Source organism: Candidatus Thiodiazotropha sp. CDECU1, from assembly GCF_963455295.1.
Lineage (GTDB): Bacteria > Pseudomonadota > Gammaproteobacteria > Chromatiales > Chromatiaceae > Thiodiazotropha.
In genome coordinates this window covers 3,064,376-3,085,910 of sequence record NZ_OY734020.1, presented here as the reverse complement: position 1 = coordinate 3,085,910, position 21,535 = coordinate 3,064,376, and the positions used below count along the sequence as shown (strand labels likewise).

22 protein-coding genes are annotated in these 21,535 nt (G+C 50.9%); 11 read left to right on the top strand and 11 right to left on the bottom strand.

Annotation, left to right across the window (positions count from 1 at the left end; translation table 11 throughout):
• Positions 1-117 precede the first annotated feature (117 nt).
• Entirely contained in the window at positions 118-1,302 is a 1,185-nt protein-coding gene (gene sat / locus R2K28_RS14040) for a sulfate adenylyltransferase (RefSeq protein ID WP_316365296.1), read from the top strand.
• A gap of 296 nt (positions 1,303-1,598) precedes the next feature.
• Here the strand turns inward: sat and R2K28_RS20470 are convergent, their stop codons facing one another.
• Positions 1,599-1,805 carry a (2Fe-2S)-binding protein gene (locus tag R2K28_RS20470; protein ID WP_442871400.1) on the bottom strand — a complete coding sequence of 69 codons (207 nt, stop codon included), beginning with the start codon at positions 1,803-1,805 and terminating at the stop codon, positions 1,599-1,601.
• Between the two features lie 171 nt (positions 1,806-1,976).
• On the opposite strand from R2K28_RS20470, the gene bfr (R2K28_RS14035) reads away from it, so the two are divergent.
• Complete coding sequence (gene bfr, locus R2K28_RS14035) at positions 1,977-2,441, top strand: bacterioferritin (RefSeq protein ID WP_316365292.1); 465 nt, start codon at positions 1,977-1,979, stop codon at positions 2,439-2,441.
• Between the two features lie 14 nt (positions 2,442-2,455).
• Positions 2,456-2,923, top strand: coding sequence for a bacterioferritin (gene bfr, locus R2K28_RS14030; protein ID WP_316365289.1), 468 nt, complete (start codon positions 2,456-2,458; stop codon positions 2,921-2,923).
• Between the two features lie 44 nt (positions 2,924-2,967).
• Here bfr (R2K28_RS14030) and R2K28_RS14025 read toward each other — a convergent pair whose 3' ends face one another.
• Entirely contained in the window at positions 2,968-4,158 is a 1,191-nt protein-coding gene (locus R2K28_RS14025; RefSeq protein WP_316365287.1) for a DUF2325 domain-containing protein, read from the bottom strand.
• A 5-nt stretch (positions 4,159-4,163) separates the two neighbouring features.
• Positions 4,164-4,430, bottom strand: coding sequence for an ATP dependent RNA helicase (locus tag R2K28_RS14020; RefSeq protein ID WP_316365285.1), 267 nt, complete (start codon positions 4,428-4,430; stop codon positions 4,164-4,166).
• 372 nt (positions 4,431-4,802) lie between these two features.
• On the opposite strand from R2K28_RS14020, the gene hemP reads away from it, so the two are divergent.
• The 6 genes from hemP to R2K28_RS13990 all read left to right on the top strand — a co-directional run bounded on the left by hemP (position 4,803) and on the right by R2K28_RS13990 (position 11,270).
• A complete protein-coding gene (gene hemP, locus R2K28_RS14015; protein WP_316365283.1) occupies positions 4,803-4,982 on the top strand; it encodes a hemin uptake protein HemP in 180 nt (59 codons plus the stop codon).
• Positions 4,983-5,058: 76 nt separating this feature from the next.
• Complete coding sequence (locus R2K28_RS14010; protein WP_316365282.1) at positions 5,059-6,327, top strand: imelysin family protein; 1,269 nt, start codon at positions 5,059-5,061, stop codon at positions 6,325-6,327.
• A gap of 62 nt (positions 6,328-6,389) precedes the next feature.
• Positions 6,390-7,841, top strand: a complete 1,452-nt coding sequence (locus tag R2K28_RS14005; protein WP_316365281.1) for a di-heme oxidoreductase family protein — start codon at positions 6,390-6,392, stop codon at positions 7,839-7,841.
• Between the two features lie 9 nt (positions 7,842-7,850).
• Positions 7,851-8,936 carry an imelysin family protein gene (locus tag R2K28_RS14000; RefSeq protein ID WP_316365279.1) on the top strand — a complete coding sequence of 362 codons (1,086 nt, stop codon included), beginning with the start codon at positions 7,851-7,853 and terminating at the stop codon, positions 8,934-8,936.
• 42 nt (positions 8,937-8,978) lie between these two features.
• A complete protein-coding gene (locus R2K28_RS13995; protein ID WP_316365277.1) occupies positions 8,979-10,082 on the top strand; it encodes a DUF1513 domain-containing protein in 1,104 nt (367 codons plus the stop codon).
• Positions 10,083-10,124: 42 nt separating this feature from the next.
• A complete protein-coding gene (locus R2K28_RS13990) occupies positions 10,125-11,270 on the top strand; it encodes a cytochrome-c peroxidase (protein ID WP_316365275.1) in 1,146 nt (381 codons plus the stop codon).
• Between the two features lie 105 nt (positions 11,271-11,375).
• Here the strand turns inward: R2K28_RS13990 and R2K28_RS13985 are convergent, their stop codons facing one another.
• The 5 genes from R2K28_RS13985 to R2K28_RS13965 all read right to left on the bottom strand — a co-directional run bounded on the left by R2K28_RS13985 (position 11,376) and on the right by R2K28_RS13965 (position 14,729).
• Positions 11,376-12,416, bottom strand: coding sequence for a hypothetical protein (locus tag R2K28_RS13985; protein ID WP_316365273.1), 1,041 nt, complete (start codon positions 12,414-12,416; stop codon positions 11,376-11,378).
• Positions 12,417-12,538: 122 nt separating this feature from the next.
• Positions 12,539-12,955, bottom strand: coding sequence for a VOC family protein (locus R2K28_RS13980; RefSeq protein ID WP_316365271.1), 417 nt, complete (start codon positions 12,953-12,955; stop codon positions 12,539-12,541).
• 183 nt (positions 12,956-13,138) lie between these two features.
• Positions 13,139-13,687 (bottom strand): DUF6624 domain-containing protein, encoded by a 549-nt coding sequence (locus tag R2K28_RS13975; RefSeq protein ID WP_316365269.1) that lies wholly within the window; start codon positions 13,685-13,687, stop codon positions 13,139-13,141.
• 31 nt (positions 13,688-13,718) lie between these two features.
• Positions 13,719-14,057 (bottom strand): hypothetical protein, encoded by a 339-nt coding sequence (locus tag R2K28_RS13970; RefSeq protein ID WP_316365267.1) that lies wholly within the window; start codon positions 14,055-14,057, stop codon positions 13,719-13,721.
• A 69-nt stretch (positions 14,058-14,126) separates the two neighbouring features.
• Positions 14,127-14,729 (bottom strand): PIN domain-containing protein, encoded by a 603-nt coding sequence (locus tag R2K28_RS13965; RefSeq protein WP_316365264.1) that lies wholly within the window; start codon positions 14,727-14,729, stop codon positions 14,127-14,129.
• A 102-nt stretch (positions 14,730-14,831) separates the two neighbouring features.
• Between R2K28_RS13965 and R2K28_RS13960 the strand changes: the two genes are divergently transcribed.
• Positions 14,832-15,827 carry a transposase gene (locus R2K28_RS13960; protein WP_316365263.1) on the top strand — a complete coding sequence of 332 codons (996 nt, stop codon included), beginning with the start codon at positions 14,832-14,834 and terminating at the stop codon, positions 15,825-15,827.
• A gap of 451 nt (positions 15,828-16,278) precedes the next feature.
• On the opposite strand, the gene R2K28_RS13955 is transcribed toward R2K28_RS13960, so the two are convergent.
• Both R2K28_RS13955 and R2K28_RS13950 read right to left on the bottom strand, forming a co-directional pair.
• Positions 16,279-17,814, bottom strand: a complete 1,536-nt coding sequence (locus R2K28_RS13955; protein ID WP_316365261.1) for an IS1182 family transposase — start codon at positions 17,812-17,814, stop codon at positions 16,279-16,281.
• A 118-nt stretch (positions 17,815-17,932) separates the two neighbouring features.
• The gene (locus R2K28_RS13950) at positions 17,933-19,141 is read right to left on the bottom strand and encodes a HEPN domain-containing protein (RefSeq protein WP_316365259.1); all 1,209 of its coding nucleotides are present in this window, start codon (positions 19,139-19,141) and stop codon (positions 17,933-17,935) included.
• A gap of 118 nt (positions 19,142-19,259) precedes the next feature.
• Between R2K28_RS13950 and R2K28_RS13945 the strand changes: the two genes are divergently transcribed.
• Complete coding sequence (locus R2K28_RS13945; RefSeq protein ID WP_316365258.1) at positions 19,260-20,285, top strand: IS110 family transposase; 1,026 nt, start codon at positions 19,260-19,262, stop codon at positions 20,283-20,285.
• 291 nt (positions 20,286-20,576) lie between these two features.
• Here R2K28_RS13945 and R2K28_RS13940 read toward each other — a convergent pair whose 3' ends face one another.
• The gene (locus R2K28_RS13940; RefSeq protein WP_316365257.1) at positions 20,577-21,215 is read right to left on the bottom strand and encodes a hypothetical protein; all 639 of its coding nucleotides are present in this window, start codon (positions 21,213-21,215) and stop codon (positions 20,577-20,579) included.
• Between the last annotated feature and the right edge of the window lie 320 nt (positions 21,216-21,535).

Here is a 21,535-nt window from a genome sequence, read left to right as displayed (position 1 = left end):
TTTTCTGCAGAAGCGGATGAGATAACTGACTCACTAGTAAAGGCTTAGGGCAGGCTTGGTACTCTCTGACTGGGCCGGTCAAACTGATTAAGCGATCAACGAAGGAGACGAAACGTCATGATCAACCCAGTCGGTTCCGCGGAACTACAACCTTTGTTTGTCTACGATCCCGATACCCATCACAAACTCACCCATGAGGCTGAATCCCTGCCGTCGGTGGTGATCAGCTCTCAGGCCGCCGGCAACGCGGTGATGATGGGGGCGGGGTATTTCAGTCCGTTGAAAGGTTACATGACCGTAGCCGATGCCATGGGTGCCGCGGAAAAGATGACCCTGACGGACGGCAGCTTCTTCCCGGTGCCTGTGCTCTGCCTGCTGGAGAGTACCGATGCCATTGGTGATGCCAAACGGATCGCCCTCAGGGATCCGAACGTGGAGGGCAATCCGGTATTGGCGGTGATGGATATCGAGGCCATCGAAGAGGTGAGCGACCAACAGATGGCGATCATGACCGACAAGGTCTATCGCACCGACGACAGCGAGCATCCAGGCGTGGCGGCATTCAACGGCCAGGGAAAGATCGCCGTCTCCGGTCCTATCCAGGTACTCAATTTCTCCTATTTCCAGAGCGATTTTCCCGATACCTTCCGTACCGCGGTGGAGATTCGCAACGAGATTCAGGAGCATGGCTGGAAAAAGATCGTCGCCTTCCAGACCCGTAACCCGATGCATCTGGCCCATGAGGAGCTCTGCCACATGGCGATGGATCGACTCGGCTGCGACGGCCTGGTGATCCACATGCTGCTGGGTAAGCTGAAGCCGGGTGATATCCCCGCACCGGTCCGTGATGCGGCGATCCGCAAGATGGTGGAGCTCTACTTCCCACCCAACAGCGCCATGGTCACCGGTTACGGATTCGACATGCTCTATGCCGGACCCCGTGAGGCGGTACTGCATGCCTACTTCCGCCAGAACATGGGGGCCACCCATTTCATCATCGGTCGTGACCATGCCGGTGTGGGTGACTACTACGGCGCCTTCGACGCCCAGACCATCTTCGAGGATGAGGTGCCTGCCGGCGCCCTGGAGATCGAGATCTTCAAGGCCGACCACACCGCCTGGTCGAAGAAGCTGGATAAGGTAGTGATGATGTGCGAAGCCCCGGATCACGAGAAAGAGGACTTCGTCCTCCTCTCCGGCACCAAGGTGCGGGAGATGCTGGGGCAGGGTAAAGCTCCACCCAAGGAGTTCTCACGCCCCGAAGTGGCGCAGATCCTGATCGACTATTACCAGTCAATCTAATAACGCATCGGGATCGAGAGAAAAGCCCGCCATTGGCGGGCTTTTTTTTTGTGCTTTTTTCAAGCTCACGAAATCCCTGCAGGGTAGCTTATCGACAACGATATTCGGGATGATGGATAGACTTGCATCCCTGGCTACCTATGCCAGCAGGATATATCAACGCTGATTTGCCAATTTTCGGATAAGACTGCGATGTCGCAGTTTAATATTCGTGGGTGGTGACATATAGCGGAATAGTCGAATCAAAAAGGTGTGCATCTGGGGCGAATTCCGTGCTTTGCTGTATGAATCCGGTTTCATGCGGCGCTTCCCATATTGCAATACCCCATGCTGCAGCTCTCCATCAATGATTGCTGTAATACCTTGTTCGCGCACTCTTTGCAGCGGCCGCAACAAGTGCCCACCTTGAGCTCATCGCTCAATGCTTCCAAGGATGAGATACCGTTTCCCGCTGCATTCCTGATGTCGTTATCTGTAATCGCGTGACAGACACAAATGTACATAAATTTAGCCTTTCCCGTTCGCTGATCCGTTATTTATTGCAAATACTAGTGCAAATCATTATCATTTACAAGAACAGAAATTCAAGCTGAGTCAGTACTGCAATTCTGAGTAGCATACTGATTTCTTTTCTCTCTCCATGAGCGTGTATAGATGAAAAGCAGGGGTAACTAATGAAGGTCGATCCGGTAATCAATCAAACACTCAATGCTGTATTGAATGGGCAGCTCACAACCATAAATCAGTTGTTTCTACATGCGCGCATGATCAAGAACTGGGGGCTGACTTCCCTCAATCAACACGAATACAAACTCTCCATTCAGGCGATGAAGCTGGCGGATGATCTGATTGAGCGGATACTGCTTTTGGAAGGACTGCCTAATCTACAGGACCTTGGCAAACTTTACATTGGTGAGGATGTACCTGAGATCCTGAGCAACGATCTGATGCTTCAGTCGGAGGTGCGAGCTGTGCTTGTGGAGGCCATTGGGACATGTGAAAAGGCCCAGGACTATGCCTCTCGAGAGATCCTCGAAAAGATATTGGAGGAGACAGAGGAACATATCGACTGGCTCGAGGCTCAGCAATGGCTGATCGATAAGAGCGGTCTGCAAAACTATCTTCAGTCACAAATCTAGCGGAGAGAATCCACATGAAAGGTAATCAAAAAGTAATTGCGCAGCTACAAAAATTACTGCGTGGTGAACTGGCCGCCCGAGACCAGTACTTCACCCACTCCCGTATGTACGATGACTGGGGACTCAGCAAGCTCTACGAACGGATCAACCACGAGATGGAAGATGAGACCCAGCATGCCGATGCATTGATCAAACGCTTGCTGTTTCTGGAAACCACCCCCGATCTCTCCGCACAGGACGGTCTTCGTATCGGCAGTGATGTGCCTTCCATGCTGAAATACGATCTGGATGTAGAGTATGAAGTCATCGCCGCCCTGAAAGAAGCGATTGCTGTCTGCGAAACAGAACGGGACTTTCAGAGCCGTGAGATCCTGGAGGTGATGTTGGAGGATACAGAAGAGGATCATGCATATTGGCTGGAAAAACAGCTGGGGCTGATCGACAAAATCGGCTTACCAAACTATCTCCAATCCCAGATGTGATTCGCATGCTGGATCCCTGCCAATGATTGTGGGGGATTTTCTGTTTACGCCAACTGTTTGGTCACTTTCTGCAATCCATTGAGAAGACTTGACACCCCCGAGCTTTGCAGCGGTACAAAGGTGGCATTGGTGCGTTTGCAACAGCGTTTTACCCGCAGGCAGGCGTCATGACTGACACAATCGATGGGGCAAAACACCATATCGGCGCCAGCTAACTTGCTGTCCAGATTGGCGCGGCTATCCTCAACCCCGCCGTCATGATGGATGAAGTCCCCCTGGCACCCCTCCACCAAGGAGCGTAGGTGGGGTGCCAGCGAGCGGCGCCCACCAATATAGACCACCCTGCGTCCTGCAAGGTTTGGCAGGCTCGGTGCCTGCAGGCGGTCATGTCTGAAACGCTCCATCAACTGAGCCAGGTTCTTCTCATTGACAGACAACTGCTCGCGACTCTCCTGTAACAGCTCTTGCATCGCCCTGACCCTTTCGCTCTCTTCATCGAGCTCCTGTCTGGTCGCTGCCAGAGTCTTGGTCAACCACTGGTTTCTACGCTGCTGACGCTGCAGTGTATCTTGCAATACGGACGATTCGGGATTGGTCTGTTTCGTCTCCCTGGCTGTCAACTCCTGACGCAACTTGGTGACCAGCTGTTCCAACTCTTTGATGCGTAGATCCCGTTCCGCCAGCTGTTCATCATTGATGGCGCGTTGTTTCTTCTGCATCTCCTCCAGGGAATCCCGTTCCGCCTCAAGCAGGGGAATTTGCGCCAGGGCCTTGCGATGGGAGCGGCCTGAAAGATGGGAAAGCATGTGAACCTCCCCATATACCTGGTTCGAGAGTGTCTTGGTTGAGGCGGGGTGGGTTACCAGCGCCCACAACATGCCCGGTATCTCATCATCTGCCAGGGCCTGTTCCCAGTGTGCCGCCAGTTCCATCTCGCAGTTCACCTTGGAGATGCTTTTGATATGACGAGTGAACCGTTTGTCCAACATTTTTTGCAGGTTCTTGGTTACACGTGACTTCTCACTTGCAGCATGGGCCAGGGTGACGTGATAGTCAAAATCGCTGGCTTTCGCCTCCATCGTCACACCGGATTGGCGAAACACCCGTTTCAGATCATCGATGCTGAGACAGGTGCCTATCACCGGGCAGTGGAGGCGCTCCTCGAGCTCCCACAGCTTACGCCGTCTTTGATTTGGAGGGGAATGACGTTTCGCTTTTAGGTAATCCAGGCACATATCTATTAGGCGGTTTCCACCAAAGCATGGGTTTCTCCAGCCAGCAAGCGCCAATGATTTAACGAACGGTGGTAGCCGCAATAGGGAGTGGTGGAGGAATCGAATTCAGGATGGTGACACAGTGCCTCTATGTGACGGACAACGGCACAGGCCATTCTCCTTGAACGGGATATTTGGTAACGCCATATGAGAAAGCCGATACGGGAGAGGAGGATCTCCGCATCAATTTGCAGATATATGTCGAGTAGAGATTCAACTTTCATTGCAGCCATACCTACCTCCATGCTGTAACACTGAGTCCAGTTTGGCTGGCTGCCTATCGATGGAAGGCTTATCGCTTGCTAATCCGGAGATTAATAATATTCAACTACCTGGTACTAGTTGATTGCCTTGATTCAATAACGATGACTTGTCCTGGACAGCGCAACAACGCTCAGAACCGGGTGTTGAGCTTACTGGCCCCGCGCTCAATGAATAACACTGTCGTCAGACATTTAAATACAAATAATAATCATTATCAATAAAAATTCAAGCAATAAACCAATTTCATTCTCCCGATGGCAACAAATTCGGATAAATTTGTTGACTTGCAAATAAAAATCATTATCATTCGCATTTAATTTAAGGCAACAAGGTGATTTCAGATGAGCTTTTCCAGTGGTGACTCCCCCACCAGGCCCATAAAAGCGGAGACTTCCAATCTTCCTATTCGGTTGAATAGTACCGACCTGTTTCAGGGGCAAAGTCGGTTAGTGATCATGCATAAGGGTAGTGAGTATCAGCTGAAGATCACACGATATGGCAAGTTGATCCTCACTAAATAGTTGCATCTACACATAGACATTAACGGTAAGCCAGCGTTACGCAAGCCAGCCCAGCACTTATCATTTCAGAGGTTATATGATGATGAAAACACTCCTGTTTCTGGTTGCGAGTATGGTCTTGGTTTCTCCTGCATGGGCAGCCCCCGATGAAAAGGCTGTACTGTCTCACTATGCCGACCTGGCCCATGCCATGTACCAGGACTCCTTGATCACCGCCAAGATACTGCGGAAAAGTGTCAATGAGTTGGTCTCCGAGCCCAGTGAGGCCAACCTCGCTGCTGCGAAGGAGGCATGGAAGAACGCTCGCATCCCTTATCAGCAGACTGAAGCCTACCGTTTCGGCAACCCCATCGTTGATGACTGGGAGGGCAAGGTCAACGCATGGCCGCTGGATGAGGGCCTGATCGATTATGTCGCCGCCAGCTACGGTGACGAATCCGACGAGAATCCCTACTACACCGCGAATATCATTGCCCATAAGCGGATCAAGGTGGGGGGCAGGGAGATCGATGCCACTAAGATCACCAAGCAGCTGCTGGCTGAGACCCTGCATGAGTTGGATGAGATCGAGGCCAACGTGGCCACCGGTTACCATGCCATCGAATTTCTGCTTTGGGGTCAGGACCTGAATGGCAACGGTCCCGGTGCAGGGACACGCCCCGCGAGTGATTTCGATAGCGCCAACTGCACATCGGGCAACTGCCAACGTCGAGCCGCCTATCTATCTGCCACAACCGAGCTGTTGATTGATGAGTTGAGTTGGATGACTGCCCAGTGGGCACCGGGTGGCGAGGCACGGAGCGCGCTCTCCAGGGGTAACCCCCTTAAAGGTATAGGCACCATCCTCACTGGCATGGGCAGCCTGTCCTATGGTGAGCTGGCGGGTGAACGCATGAAGCTGGGTGTGATGCTGCATGATCCGGAGGAGGAGCATGACTGTTTCAGCGACAACACCCATTGGTCCCACTACTACGATGCCCTGGGCGTGAAAAATGTCTACACCGGGAGCTATACCCGCATCAATGGCAGCAGGATCAGCGGACCAAGCATGTCAGACCTGGTGGCTGCTAAAAATCCATCCATCGATAAAGCGCTACAGGATCAGTTGGATCATACCCTGACCAGGATGCAGGCCCTGGTGGACAGTGCCGAGAAAGACGGGGTCGCCTACGATCAGCTTATCGCTGAGGGCAACAAGGCGGGCAACGCCAAGGTATTGGCTGCGGTCGATGCACTGGTTGCCCAGACCAAGGGGATAGAGAGAGCGGTTGCCGTACTCGATCTGACGCCGATTGCCTTCGAGGGATCCGACAGCCTGGATGCACCGAACAAGGTGTTTGAGTAGTCATCCATACCGCCCCTGTCGGCGATCTGTCAGCCAGGCCAATAGTGAAACCCAGCCAATACATGCTTGTTGCTCTCGCGCTGCTGATCTATGCAGTTGCCGCTGCCGGTGGTGTGGATCTGACCAGACCAACCACGGACTTTTCCAAGCCGGAAGTCGATGAGATCTATCCCGGTGGCGCCGCCACCCATTCCATGGCGGCGGATAAGCGGGCCTTCTCACATCCCTCGGCCAACATGAGTGTTGAGCGACGGCTCGACTTCACCCTGGGCAAGGCGATGTTTAAACGTCTATGGGTCTCCGCACCCACCGCCACCCAGGCGGCCGACGGACTCGGCCCCCTGTTCAATGCGCGTGCCTGCCTGCTCTGTCACAAGGGCAACGGCCGGGGACGCCCCCTGGAAGATGATGGTGGCAGCGCCAACTCCTTTGTGCTGCATTTGAGCGTCCCACCCCGGGATGAACTCCAGCGAACACAACTGAACAAGCATATGGTCAGTACCATTCCGGAACCCACTTACGGTAGTCAGCTGCAGAATTTCGCCGTCAGGGGACTCACGGCAGAGGGTCAGGTGAGAATCGACTATGAAGAGATCGAAGTCGTCCTGGCCGATAACGAAAAGGTATGGCTGCGTAAACCTAGTTACACCATTAGGGATCTGGGTTACGGCGCCATGCAGCCCGATACCATGATCTCTCCACGTATCGCGCCGCAGATGATCGGCCTGGGTCTGCTGGAAGCCATAAAGGTGTCGGATCTTGAGGCCAATGCCGATCCCGATGATCGGGATGGTGATGGCATCTCCGGCAGGCTGAACCGGGTCTGGAGTTTTCACTACAGCAGGGTGGTGCCGGGTCGTTTTGGCTGGAAGGCCGGCACCGCAACCGTGGATGAGCAGTCCCAGAGCGCCTTTTTCGCAGATATTGGTATCTCTGTCCCTTTGCACCGGGATGCATCCGGTGACTGTACTCAACGTCAGACGGCATGCCAGGAGGCGCCCAACGGCAACTCGGCCCAGTATGAAAACCTCGAAACCCCTTCTCAGACCACCGCTTGGACGGCCCTCTATAGCCGTAACCTGGCCGTCCCCCAACGGCGTGAAGCGGGAGCACCGGAGGTGCTCAGGGGCAAGCAGCTCTTCTATGAGACTGGCTGCATCGACTGTCACAAGCCGAAATATATCACTGCAGAAGAGACCATCGATCCGGAACATGCCGGTCAGCTGATATGGCCCTATACCGACCTGTTGCTGCATGACATGGGCGATGGGTTGGCGGACAGGCGTCCGGAAGGGGAGGCCGGCGGGCGCGAATGGCGTACTGCGCCGCTCTGGGGTATAGGCCTGAGTGCAACCGTGAACGGTAACCGTTACTTCCTCCATGACGGTCGTGCGCGGACAGTGTTGGAGGCGATCCTCTGGCATGGCGGCGAGGCACAGGCCTCCCGGGACAAAGTGGCGGCGATGAGCCGTTTGCAGCGTGCCGAACTGATTCGATTTATTCAATCCCTATAGAGACTGGGTATGTACCGAAATAGTTTTATTACACCCGTACTCCTCACAGGCGCATTGCTGGGATTGCTATTGAGCAGTAACAGCAGGGGTGCCGATACGGGTTGGCAGGCGGCCAACCGGGTAATCCTGGATCAACATCTGCTGCCCCGTTATGAACGTCTGGCCGAGAGCGGCAGGATGCTTTCGCGACGGGCCACCCGGTTCTGCAAGGCACCGGATTTGCAAGCGTTGGAGCAACTGCGCGGGGCCTACCATGCAGCCATGGATGACTGGATGGGCATCCAGCACATGCGTTTCGGCCCGGTGGAGATGTATCTGCGCTACAACCGTTACCAGTTGTGGCCGGACAAACACGGCACCGGCGCCAAACAGTTACGCCAGCTGTTGGCTAAACAGGATAGGGGAATATTGTTGCCGGATCGTTTTCCTCATATCAGTGTGGCGGTACAGGGTTTCACCAGCCTGGAGCGCCTGCTGTTTCCCGCCGAGTTGCAGCTGGCTGAGTTTACATCCGGCGATACAGCCAGCTATCGCTGCGAGTTGGTTATGGCCATTGCCCGGAATATCGCACACATGTCATCCGGCGTGGTCGAGGATTGGCTGCCGGGCGATGTGGCATATGCTGATCTGGTACTGGGTGCGGAGCAGGGCAATGACTATTTTGAAAGCAGCGAAGAGGTGAGCAGCCGCCTGCTCAACAATCTCCATACTCAGTTGCAGGTCATCGTCGACAACAAGCTGCTGCGCCCCATGAAGGGTTACAGGCTACGCCGCGCCGAGTCATGGCGCAGCCGTCGTTCATTGCGCAACATCCGGCTGAACCTTAAGGCCAGCGAGGAGTTGTATCGGGTCGGTTTCTCAGCGGCGGTGGCGGACAGGGTGCTGGATGCTGAAATTCGTAGTGGATTCAACAAGGCCTTACTCAGTGCGGAAAAGATCGAGCTGCCGCTCTATGAAATACAAAAAGGCTCGCAAGACCACGGCAGACTGCAGCAGTTGCTTGATGACAGTCGTGCCCTCAAACGTCTGATCGCCACCCGGCTGCCCAGGGCGCTGGGTCTATCCCTTGGCTTTAACAGCCTGGATGGTGATTGAGTAAATGCAGCTGCGACTTTATTTTTAAATTGAGGTGTCAGCGTGAAACGGCGTCGATTTCTCCAACTCACCAGCGGTCTGACCCTGCTCCCGATATTACCGGTTGTTGCCACCGGGTCGGGGCAGGCAAGTTATCTGAGTGCCCACGCCGATGGGGACGGCAACCACTATATCAGTGGCTTCAATGAGTACGGCTTGCAGCAGTTCAGGCTTGGCTTACCGGGTCGGGGTCATGCCATGGCCCTATCCCCCGATAGGCGGCAAGCCGTGGCAGTGGCGCGTCGTCCTGGCCAATACCTGCTTGTCATCGAGCTGAATACGGGCCGGTTGAGATACAGACTGGAGAGTCGAACAGAGCGGCACTTTTACGGCCATGGCCTGTTCTCCCCGGATGGCCGCTGGTTCTATACAACGGAGAACGATTTCGCCAACGGCAAGGGCGTGATCGGGGTACGGGATGTACAGCAGGGGTACCGGCAGGTGGATGAGTATCCGTCCTATGGCATCGGCCCCCATGAACTGGGCATGCTGTCGGATGGTGTAACCCTGGTGGTGGCCAACGGCGGTATCCGGACCCACCCGGATAGCGGGCGTGCCAAGCTCAACCTTGCGGATATGCAGCCATCATTGACCTACATCGACTCCCATAGCGGAGCGTTGTTAGAGCAGTGGTTTCTCGCCGATGGGCTGCACAAGAACAGTATCCGCCACCTGGCGATTACCCCGGATGACCAGGTCTGCTGCGTGATGCAGTACCAGGGCAGTCGTACCCGGCAGCCGCCATTGATCGGCATGCACAGACGTGGCGAGGCGATCCGCCTCCTGCATGCCCCGGCATCTGTACAAAGGCGCATGCGTAACTATTGCGGCAGTGTCTGTGTCGATAGTTCGGGGGTAGTGTTTGCCGTCTCTTCTCCACGGGGCGGCCTGGTGACTTTCTGGAGTGTGGATAGGGGAGGCTACCTGGGACAAGTGGATGTGACGGACGGCTGCGGTATCGCCGCAGGCACTGAGCCCGGTCAATTTATTCTTAGCAGCGGACAGGGTGGCGTGTATCGATACCGGATCGGTGAAGAGGAGATACATCCGCTGCCGTTGATCAAGGCAGGGGAGTCTCGCTGGGACAATCATATGCTGCGAATCTGACGGATTCATTTTGTTATTCGACGTTTCATTGGGAGAACAACGGTGCGATTAGGGTTACTGGCAACATCAATAGTTACATTCGCGGGCATCATGGTGACCCTGCCATCGATGGCCGCATTCGATAGTGTTGAGGCCTTGGGTCAGGCGCTCTTTTTCGACAAGAGCCTGTCCAAAAACCGCACCCAGGCCTGCGCCACCTGCCACTCGCCGGAGAGCGGATTTGCCGATGGTCGCGACAATGGTGTGGGGGGCGCGGTATCCCTGGGTGACGATGGCAAATCCTTGGGCGATCGGAATGCGCCCACTGCTGCCTATGCCGCTTTCAGCCCAGGCTTTCAGTTGAATGAAGAGGGTAAGTATGTGGGCGGTCAGTTTCATGACGGACGTGAGATGGACCTGGCAGGGCAGGCGGGTGGACCACCCACCAATCCCATCGAGATGGGCATGCCCGGCAAGGCCGCCGTAGTGGAACGACTGATGGAGAACAGCGCCTACACCACTGCCTTTGAGCAGTTTTACGGCAAGCATATCTTCAATGACGCTGAGCGGGCCTATGCCGCCATGGCGGAGAGTATTGCCGCGTTTGAGAAGACCGGGCTGTTTGCCCCCTTCGACTCAAAATATGACCGTTATCTGCGTGGCGAGTACGAACTCACCCTCCAGGAGGACCTGGGGATGACCCTGTTTTTCTCCCAGCAGTTCAGTAACTGCAATCTCTGCCATCAGCTCAAACAGTTACCCGGCAGCGAAGGCGAGACATTTTCCAACTACGAATATCACAACATCGGTGTGCCGGTGAATCGGGTCGTTCGAAAGCTGAACGGTGTTGCTGAAGACCATATCGATCACGGGCTGCTGGACAATCCCCAGGTCGATGATCCAAACCAGGATGGTAAGTTCAAGGTGCCGACGCTGCGCAATGTTGCAGTGACCGGGCCCTATATGCATAACGGTGTGTTTCAGGATCTGCGTACCGTTGTGGTGTTCTACAACAAGTACAACAGCCGTAGCACGAAACGCCAGATCAATCCGGAGAGCGGCAAACAGTGGGGAGCCCCGGAGGTGAATGAAAACATCTCGCTACAGGAACTGGAGACCGGTCCCGCTCTGGACGACAAGCGCATCGATGCGCTGGTGGCCTTCATGAAGATCCTTACTGATAAACGTTATGAACATTTACTCGAATGAGGGTTTATATTTAGGTTGTGAATTAACATCAATCGCCACGTATTGGATACAAAGGAGCGGTTGTGATGCCGGATGTCCCAGTGAGGACCAGTGAGGAACAATGCCTCAACTGCGTCCAGTCAGTCTCGATATCAGCGCCGCACCCAGAAAGAGGACCACTACTGATGCCAATACCGCCGATCCTAAAGCGGATAAGATGAGGTCGAGGTCCCAACTCAGGGGAAGAATGTCAAAGGGAGTGAATAGATCGACAAGGATAACGGCAACGAATGCGACTGCCAGGCTCGGGATCACTACCAGGATCCTGCCCACGATAAGCACAATACGTTCGGTTCGACCATACAGGCGCCTCAGGGCGACTCTTTTGGAGCGATCGAGAGAAGACAACCTGAGTTCCTCAGCCAAAGCGATCACCAGGTGCTCAAAGGGTTTGCGATCGTCCTGATCGTCGATCTCTTTGGGCAGACGGTGGATAGAGACTCCTCCGTCATCCCGGAGTGTGAGGAGCGCCTGAGATTCCTGCAGATGCACTTGCAACGCTTTGACGTCAATCAGCTGGGAAACCTGCTCTGGTAGAAACTCGTCCAGGTTGGTTCCTGGAGGAAGCCTCGGCACAACGAATGCGGTACGGTACAGCATGTTCATCCTATTAACCTGTTCCAGTTCCCAACCAAGATGCCCGCCTGGCGCCCAACGCATGAAAACCAGCGATGCCATGGAAAGGAGCTCCATGACCCTGTCACGCCACTCCGGATCGGAGACATAGAGCCGAAAAGCGCCCTGTGTCGGTAGTTTCTCACCCGGGCGGCCGATAGCAACGAAAAGGGCATAGTCACCGAGCCCCAGGGCGATCTCCTCTTCGTTCGACCAGCCCCCGGAGTCTTCGTGAAAGCGACGCAGATAGATAGCAACGGGGATATGGTAGCGCTTGGCGAGGTCCGAAATAGCATTCAGGTCACGGAACACGGGCGTCCTGCGCCTGGTTCCCTCTCTTCCAAGGAGATAGGCGGCAAAGCCGCAGCCGACGGCAGCGGCAAACTGGAGCAGATGGTCGGAAGAGCCCCAAAGCAGGCGCAGGCAGATGAGACCGGCCACCACGGAGAAGACCAGATAGATGAGGCCCGCTTGTTCTCGAGAAATCTTCATCAGACCGTGCGCATGATCCCTCTTGCTCTTTTCCAGGGTATGCTAATGTCGCAATTCACCTGATGCAAAAAGCGTAGCCAGGAACGAACGGCGCATTTTGCCATCCGTGCGAAATTGTCTTGTTATGAATTTTCATCTTCAGGGCCTACCCAGAACAACGGATTGTGGGCCACCTCCCAAAGATGGCCATCGAGATCCTTGAAGTAGCCGCTGTAGCCTCCCCAGAACACCTTCTGGGGCTTCTTGACCAAGGTTGCGCCTGCCGATACCGCCTGAGCAACCACCTCATCAACTTCTTTTTCAGAATCGACATTGTGGGCCAGCGTGAAGCCTGCGAACCCTGTGCCTTCTGAAGAAACCGTTGCATCTTCCGCCAATGCTTCACGCCCGTAGAGACCAAGCCATGTGCCATTGAGAGTGAAAAACGCCACTTCGGGCGGCGATTCCATTCGCGGGAAACTTAATCCTTTTTCGTAGAATTCAATTGCTGCCCCCAGATCGCGTACACCGAGTGTGATCATGCTAATTCTTGGCTTCATGGTTTGATAAATCCTTTATTGTCGTGTTTCAGCCGCGCGGTCTTTGCATCGGCTGAAAACGTATGGTTATGTGGCTGCCTAACATCATCATCGTGTGCCTACTCGTGACCCAAGGCAGAACAACAACTTTCACCAGATTGCTTCCCGGCCTGCTAACGACGCGTTCACCTGTGCGATGCTTTGTTAGCCATTATTTTCACGACGATTGGCCACCGTTAAATTGTGCCTTTCTTGAATTCGTCTCGTAGCATCAGAAAGTGGCTCAAGCCCTACTTTCTTGCGTATCGTTTCAACTTTTTCAGGCTCTTCAATTGGCAATGGATGGGCAATTCCATTTTCGTCAATATCATGCTGAGTGCCATATATTTGAGGCTTACCGGACATTGTAAGCATCCTGTCTTGAAGGTATGCCAGGCACCACCCTTCTGCCTCACCCTGATTTATTGCATCTTGTAATAGGGGTAAGCATTTGCCCATGAAATCTGTATCCAAAACCGCATGCTGAACTACTAACCAGGCAGCCTTTGATCCTTCTTTGCCGACTAAACTAAAACCCGGCCAACCATAGTGGCTGATAATTTCTTTGATGCGTGTGTTTTTCTTTTCATGTACTGCTTTCATTCTAGGGTGGTATTCAGTGGTACCCAACTCCCCGCTATCGATTAATTCCTGCAAAGCTCGTTGATCTTCCTGTTGCATCAACTGCAATTCATTTTTTAATTGCTGGTTCAACTCTATGATTCCTTGGATGGCCTATTTAGCGCTAAATTGGTGATGGTTTATATTTTTCAATTTCTATATCCTTAATTTTCCTTGTTTTATTACCTTCTATCTCAACAGTGCAGCACCTTTTCATGTCTAGGACAAGCCAATCTTGCTTACCTTTTTCTAGCTCTAGCTTTTGGATTATCTCAGTTACATTATTGGGCATATAAGTTGTTAATGCGCAAAGTTTCTTTGGGTTGCTACTTAGATTGATAATTGCGAACTTATGACATTTTCTTGTTTGAAAACCGCTTGGGATGAAAATTTCATTATTCTCACAGTACTCAACGAGCCTTTCTCCATATGTCTTTTTTAGTAGTGGGTCTATGTTGTTCATGTTGCGCGCTAACGCTCGGCCTCACAGGAGAGCGGAACGCAGTGTAGCGAATCCTTGTGAAGGCCATTGTTAGTGTGTTTTTTTAAGATTGTATGAAACATTGCCATCATTTATTTGAATATATTTCTGCTGACTCAGTGTGCTTACAACCTTCTGCATTTCTTCGTTATCAAGTTTCTTTGTAAATAGAGTATTAATAGTGTTTTGTAAAGTTTTGACTTTTCTTGGCCTTGCCTGGCCTCTGCTAATTAAATTTGTAACTATGGTAGAAATTTTCTCATCAGTGCTTGTGTCGCCAGACACCCTTAGAATGGGGATCTCCGCAAGATCACTAGACCTCTGCACTTTGAAACCCCTCGTTTTTAAATGTGCCACTAAAGGATCAAAACCTTTATCTTTTGAAATAATATTGAAGTGAGCACTTTGATCTTTTGACGCTAATTCGCCTATGTAAAATGCAATATGAAAATCTAATGCATTTGGTCCATTTCCAGCTATTTTTATGTATTTCGCGTCACTTCCCAGTGTTTGCATCGCAGAAGCTAGGTCAAAGGATACCTTAGTTTGATTTGCTCCTACGAAAACCAAGATTTTAAATGGGTGCCTTGAAAGAATCTCTAAATTCTTAGGTTGCACATTTTCAAAATCTATAAGTACGTAATTTACTTCCATTCGATCCTCAAATCCCAATAAACCGGACAACCATTGCTAATTTGCCAAAATTTAATAACTCTGGCAATCTCTAACCACCATCAGCTATCAAGGAGTGATACGATGCCCAAGCCAAGGAAAGCCCTTGTTCTACTGGAAGAAACCCCCTATTACCACTGCGTCTCCCGCTGCGTGCGCCGCGCCTTCCTCTGTGGTGTGGACACCCATACCGGCAAAAGCTATGAACATCGCCGCCAATGGATCGTCGATCGCATGAAACTGCTGACTGATGTTTTCGCCATCGACATCTGCGCCTATGCCGTGATGTCGAATCACTACCATGTCATCCTCCATGTGGATACAGAACGTGCCGCTGAGTGGAGCGAGCAAGAGGTGATCACACGCTGGGAGCGTCTCTTCTCGCTCCCAGTACTCGTCCAGCGTTATCTCTCTCAAGACGCCATTACCCGTGCAGAGCAGGAAACGGTTTCGGCACTACTGACAAAATGGCGCAAACGGCTGCACAGCATCAGCTGGTTCATGCGCTGTCTCAACGAACCGATCGCCCGTCAGGCCAACCAAGAGGACGACTGCACCGGTCGCTACTGGGAGGGCCGCTACAAATCCCAGGCCCTGCTGGATGAAAAGGCCCTGATGGCCTGCATGGCCTATGTGGACCTCAATCCGGTCAGGGCAGGGGTGGCACAGACCCCGGAGGAATCCGACTACACCTCCATTGCAGAACGGACAGATCAACTCAAACGCAATCAGGATCGCGCAGACAATAATGAAACACCCGACGGCTTGGTGCCCTTCGTCGGCTACCCTCGCCAGGACATGCCCAAGGGCCTGCCGTTTCGGCTCAATGACTATCTTGAACTCATTGATTGGACAGGGCGTGCCATCCTGGACAACAAACGCGGCTATATACCTGACAACCAACCGCCCATACTTGAGCGGTTACAGATCGACACCAACCATTGGCTCTACATGACCCAAAACTTTGAGAGCCGCTTCAAAGGATTTGTAGGTATGAGTCACAGGCTCACCGCAACATGCCGCAGATTGAAGTATCGACGAACGCCCAATCTCGGGGCTGTGCGGCTACTGCTTACGTAAATAACACTCGCCGACCTAAAACCGACTGCATCAGCGCAAGTTGAGGTACAACCCTGTCTGACACTGTGCGATCACAGTATAAAAATTACTATTCATCTCCGATTATCAAGCCGTTTCTCGCAAAAAAGCTGTATGACTTAAATATCAGTGACTAGATGGAGCAACCATCTTGCTCAGTGATGCGCCCCATACTCAAAAATGAAGGCTATTTTGAATGGGTGTCTCGTTTATCATTTATCATTTATACTCAAAAATGAAGGCTATTTTGAATGGGTGTCTCGTTTATCATTATCAAGGACGTTTACCTTTTTCTCGCCTAACGAGCCTGTCGAAAAACCTGATTTCGGAAAATAGATTTCCCTATGATCAATTTTTGACAAAGCTTTTTCATTGTTTTACTGATTAATCAACTTCTTTAATTGTTGCACCAAACTTTGTTTCATTCTCGATTCTAAGTCCATTCCCATCCATACCGGTGGATCTTCAGGATATTGTGTAACATCATCATCAATTTCCATTGACCGTCAACTTTCCTTTTGCCTCTATAGCTGAACCGATTGATCCCAATGGCATCAGTGAGATGGCCAAACACCGGTTCAACCGTACCTAATCGTTGACTGTAGATATGGCGGCCTCTTGGGCTATCGATCTTACGCTTCATCCGTTCGAGGATTCCCGCCTTCTGTTCCTGCGTGATATCCAGTGTGACATTGATCTGCCTTGGTGTATGCTGGGCCTCGTTTCTCAGGCAGCGTTTCCTCAAGCCGCAGTTGTCGCAGTCTTGTTCGTAGCCCTGGAACTGCATGAACAGGTGATGGCCGATTCTTGCCCGACGGGCTTTTAGCCACATTGCCTTTCCGGCAGGACACCGGCAAGTCTCGTTATTGCGGTCAACCTTAAACTCGCTCTGGCTGAACCGTTCCTTCTCTTTACGCTTGTTTCTCTCTTTCGATGCCTTGTGATCCTTGAACCGGGGGTCGCGGGCGCGAAAGCCGGTGTCCGCCAGATAGCCGTCTATGCCTTCGGCTTCCAGGTATTCCAGGGTATCCCGGTTGTGGTATCCCGAGTCGGCAGTGATCTTGGTCTTTTGCAGTTTCCTCTCTTCTTTGGGGCTGCTCTCTTTGAAGGTCTCCCTGATCCCTTCTATTACGGGCTTGAGCAGACCATGTTCCTGGCCTTGCCCAAAGGCTTCGGCGTGCACGACCACCTGGTGTAGACTGTCGGCGGCGGCAACGCCGGTGTAGCCCTGGATAACCCCGTGGCTGGTCTTCATCTTGGCGCTTTCGTTGTCGGTGATGTTGCTTTTGACCCTCTTCCCGCTTGTGCCCTTGCGCTCGGGCTCGGTGTCCAGGTGCTGTTTGATCTTACGTGAGGCTGCTCGCAGCTTTTTGATCTGCTCTTGCTCTCGCTCGTAGATATCCGGTTGTTGTTCCGCTGTATCCTGCTCACGATGGCGTTGCAGCATGCGTCGCACCGCGCGATCGATCTTCTGTCGTTTCTTCTTCAGTTCAGCATGTGTGCCGCTCCAGCTCTTGGACGCGTTTGAGGGCAGCTTGCAGCCATCAACGGCGAACATCTCTTTACCGATCAGGCCTAACCGATCACACACCAATACGACTTGTCCAAACAGGTCGGCTATCGTATCAGGGGCGCGGGAGATGAAATCTGCTACTGTACTGTGGTCGGGTTGCAGGTCTGCCGACAGCGCCATGAACACGATATTCTCGCGACATAGGCGTTCGATCTGACGGCTGCTGGTAATGCCCTTGGAATAGGCAAGAATGATGATCTTTAACAGCAGTTTGGGATCATAGGCAGGCCGGCCTGTGCTGTCGTTTTGATACTGTTGGTCAAATGCGCTTATATCAAGCTCGTTATCGATCAGGTAGGAGAGGGAGTATTCGAAACTGCCCGGCAGGATTTGTTTCTCATAGGACACGGGCAGCATTTTCATCTGATCGTAGTTGTAATCCTTATAACGTGCCATCTTCCTTTCTCCATGCACCGTTATTGTCTATGTGATTTTATCGGATTATGGGGTTTTCCGACAGCCTCAACGTTTAAGCTCAGCTGCGCCGCTTTTTGGCGTCAGCTGGAGTGCATTGTTAGATGATTCCTAATAATAATTTCGACCAGTTCGGCCTTTCCTCACAGATCAGCTTTCTTACGATTCGCTCTGCAATTAACGCGTAGCTAGTAAAAGACTCTCTGACAGCGTTAATTTTTTCCACATCATTTCCACATAACACTCCACTATGTGCAACTTGGCTTCTATAGTTATAAACATCTCTAAGTTCTCTATATATCGATAGTCGCTCAGTCTCATCGGCAGAAATAAGCCAACTCCCACGAAGTCTGAAGGTTAGTGAAAGTTGTTGGTTGTTTTTGTTATCTTCAAGTAAAGCCATCTCTAGAGCAATGCCTAAATCTAGTATTTTATCTTCAATTTGTTCTCTTCGTTTTGATTGGGAAAGTCGAGAAAGCACACGACTATACCGCGCTTTTTCTTTTTCAGACATACCCAACAATGATGATAGAACAGTATTAATACTATCCGACTGTTCTAATACGATCTTTGTTACTCTATGCCCAATTATATCGTGTAGAGGAGCGCCTCCTCCTGAGCCGCCAAACAATCCGATAGGCATGTTAGGTAATGTATATGCAGTTGAGAAATATGGAATACATGAAGTGTTTTCAATCGCATTTAATGCCAGCGATGCATCATAAAGTAACTTAGATGATTCCCAGAAATCCTTGTCTCTTTCGAAAGTGGTCGAAGGGTCGTCATCTTTATGAGATCTTGTTATTGTTGTCTGATACGTAATAGCAGCTTTGGGTTTTGGTTGTTGATGCCCTGTATCGTCAAAGCTGTGTTTTAGGTAATGTTCTTTCTCACGAGAATTAGGCATTTCCGATATAGGAGTTATACATAGACCATTTGTTAACTGGATAGTATCATCAACTTCAACTCCTAATACCCACAATGTATTAACAATTGGAATTTCATCAGAATCCAAAAATGCATTGAGACTTTTTTCAGCAACTTTTTGTCCAAATTCGTTTGTTGCCCATAAAAACCACATGGCAAGTACTTTGGTTTCAAATCCTGATGCACTTGAACCTTTGGAAATCATGTGACCTTCTAGATCTATTACTCTAGGGTCAGCTTCCATTGCGCTCAAAACCTGTTTACCTATATCTGTGTTTTCAATTATTTCAGAATATTGGAGATATAGGCGTGTTTGAATATCGTGTGTGAACGAGAATCTTTCAAGCTCAGGCTTTGGAATATTAAGATGTCCTATTTTCATGTTTGTCATCTAACAGCTTTATTAACGAGACCCCGTGTCTCAATGGTATGGACTCCTCCACCTTAAGCTGAAATCTCGCTAAAGTGACAGGTCGACCAAAACCAACGGAGCCCATACCATGAAAAATATTACCACAATCACCATAGACCTCGCCAAAGACGTGTTCCAAGTTGCTGTTTTTAATAAGTATGGTAAGAAGTTGATCAATAAGGGCATGAATTCGAAGCGATTAGTACAACTGGTATTGCAACATCCAGAAGCTTGTATCTATATGGAAGCCTGCGGATCAGCTCATTACTGGGGAAGACGTTTCACGCAATTAGGCTACAAGGCGCAGCTGATTCCACCCCATCTGGTTGCTAAATACCGTAGTGGCAACAAAAGTGACAAAAACGATGCCGTAGCCATTTACGAAGCATCCAAGAATCCCAATATCTACTTTGTTACCATACGTACCTTGGAGCAACAGGATCTGGCAATTCAGCATAAACTACGCAGTGGCTATATCAAACAAAGGACACAGTTAGGTAACCGCATCAGAGGCTTTGCCATGGAATATGGGATTAACTTCTCCAAGGGTTTACATCGACTGCGCCAGCAGATTACTTCAGCTTTAGAAGATGCAGAAAACGAATTAACGACCGTCGCAAGGAGCGCTTTGTGGCATTTATACAACCAGTTATTGGTCCTGGATAAAATCATTGAGGAGACGACCAGCACACTTGTCAATCACGCAAAGAAAATTGATGCCTGTGTACGACTCGAAAAGATACCTGGTGTCGGTTGGCTGGTAGCAAGCATGCTCTATGCTCGCTTAGGTGATGGCAGTGCCTTCCGTCGAGGTCGAGATGCCAGTGCAAGTCTGGGCTTGGTTCCATCCCATTCCGGAAGTGGTGGAAAGAATAGGCTTGGAAAAATCACTAAGCGGGGTGACAAGTATCTTCGCTGTTTGCTGGTGCATGGCGCGCGGTCTACCCTGCATAGAGTACACGGCAAGAAGGATGGATTGAGTGCTTGGGTACGCCAACAACTTTCTACAAAACATGCAAATAATACGGCTGTGGCATTGGCCAATAAGATAGTCAGAATGGCCTGGTCTATTTTAATCAGCGGGGATGAATATAGGGCGCCTGTCGCGCAGTAGCACTTCATTCATCTCAAAAGACACAGTTGTAGGCCGAGTTTAGGTAATGTACTAACGGAAACTGACAAAATAGTCAGCCGGATAAAACCTGGGTATAACGACGGCTCTTGAAGCCACCGTCTCGATAAGGCATCTGGCAAACGGTGTATTGTACCGTTGAGGTCAGGGGTAGCTCCCCATAAACAAGACCGGATATACGTGAACCAAACTATTTCGTTATTTTCCTGAAAATACATTGCTGAACAGGAGGAGTCCATATACGTTATACATGTTTATGCGTAGTATACAAATTCATTTTGGGTATAGTTTATTCATACATGAGTAAAATGGCTTAATGAGTTCAGGCTTACTTATAAAGTCTTTCGCAAAACCTTCAGCACCTTTTCTAATATCTAGTTCCATTGACTTTAAATGGATATGCACTCTATGTGTAATCTTACATTCCCATGGCGGATCATTCTTTATGACCCCGTCTTCTTTAATGATTCTTATGGAAGGACGTGTGCTATTTGCATATATCTTCCAGGTAAGCCTCCAGCCTTTGCTTGGTCCAGGTTTTTGATCAGTCCAAACTCCAGAAGCAATACCTCTATGAGCGACTGCATTCCTGAAGGCTTGGACGAGAATACGAATAGTTTCGCTGTTGTAGTCTGGTTGGGGCAAATAAATTGATGCCCAGCGATATACATCTTTCCAACCTAAACCGTTTACGCGACCCGTATACAATGCAGATAGGTACTCTAATGTTCCGCAGCAGGAAGCAAGTGCGGGGAAATAAGCATGTGTAGGTCCCGATCTGGTTTCAGACAGGATTGGGGTTAAACATATTTTCATGTCCTTTTTGAAACCAGCCATACGAGAAGTAACAAAATTCTCAGCGAATTTAGCTCTATCACCATTTGTTCCACGTTGTGGCAATCTACTGTTCATTGGTTACTTCTCTGAAGCATGATTATTGAGATGCATAACGTTTTGGGTAAGGGGCCGTAGCGTAGCGGAGGTCCCAGCGACCAAAGGGAGCGAACTTGACCTGCTTGTATGGTTGAATTCGAGCACTGATAGCCAATCCCTGCCTCTATGTGGAGAGCTGATAAAATGAAGCCCGTAACTTGTAGCAGCAAGTTACCGGTTCAGTAGCCCGATGACGCACAGATCCTAAAGATCGTTAACAAGCAGGGGCACTGAACCGACCCGATTTATCTCGAACAGTCGAATGGGCTTCAAGCCCGAATTTAGCAAGGGTGAGTGCA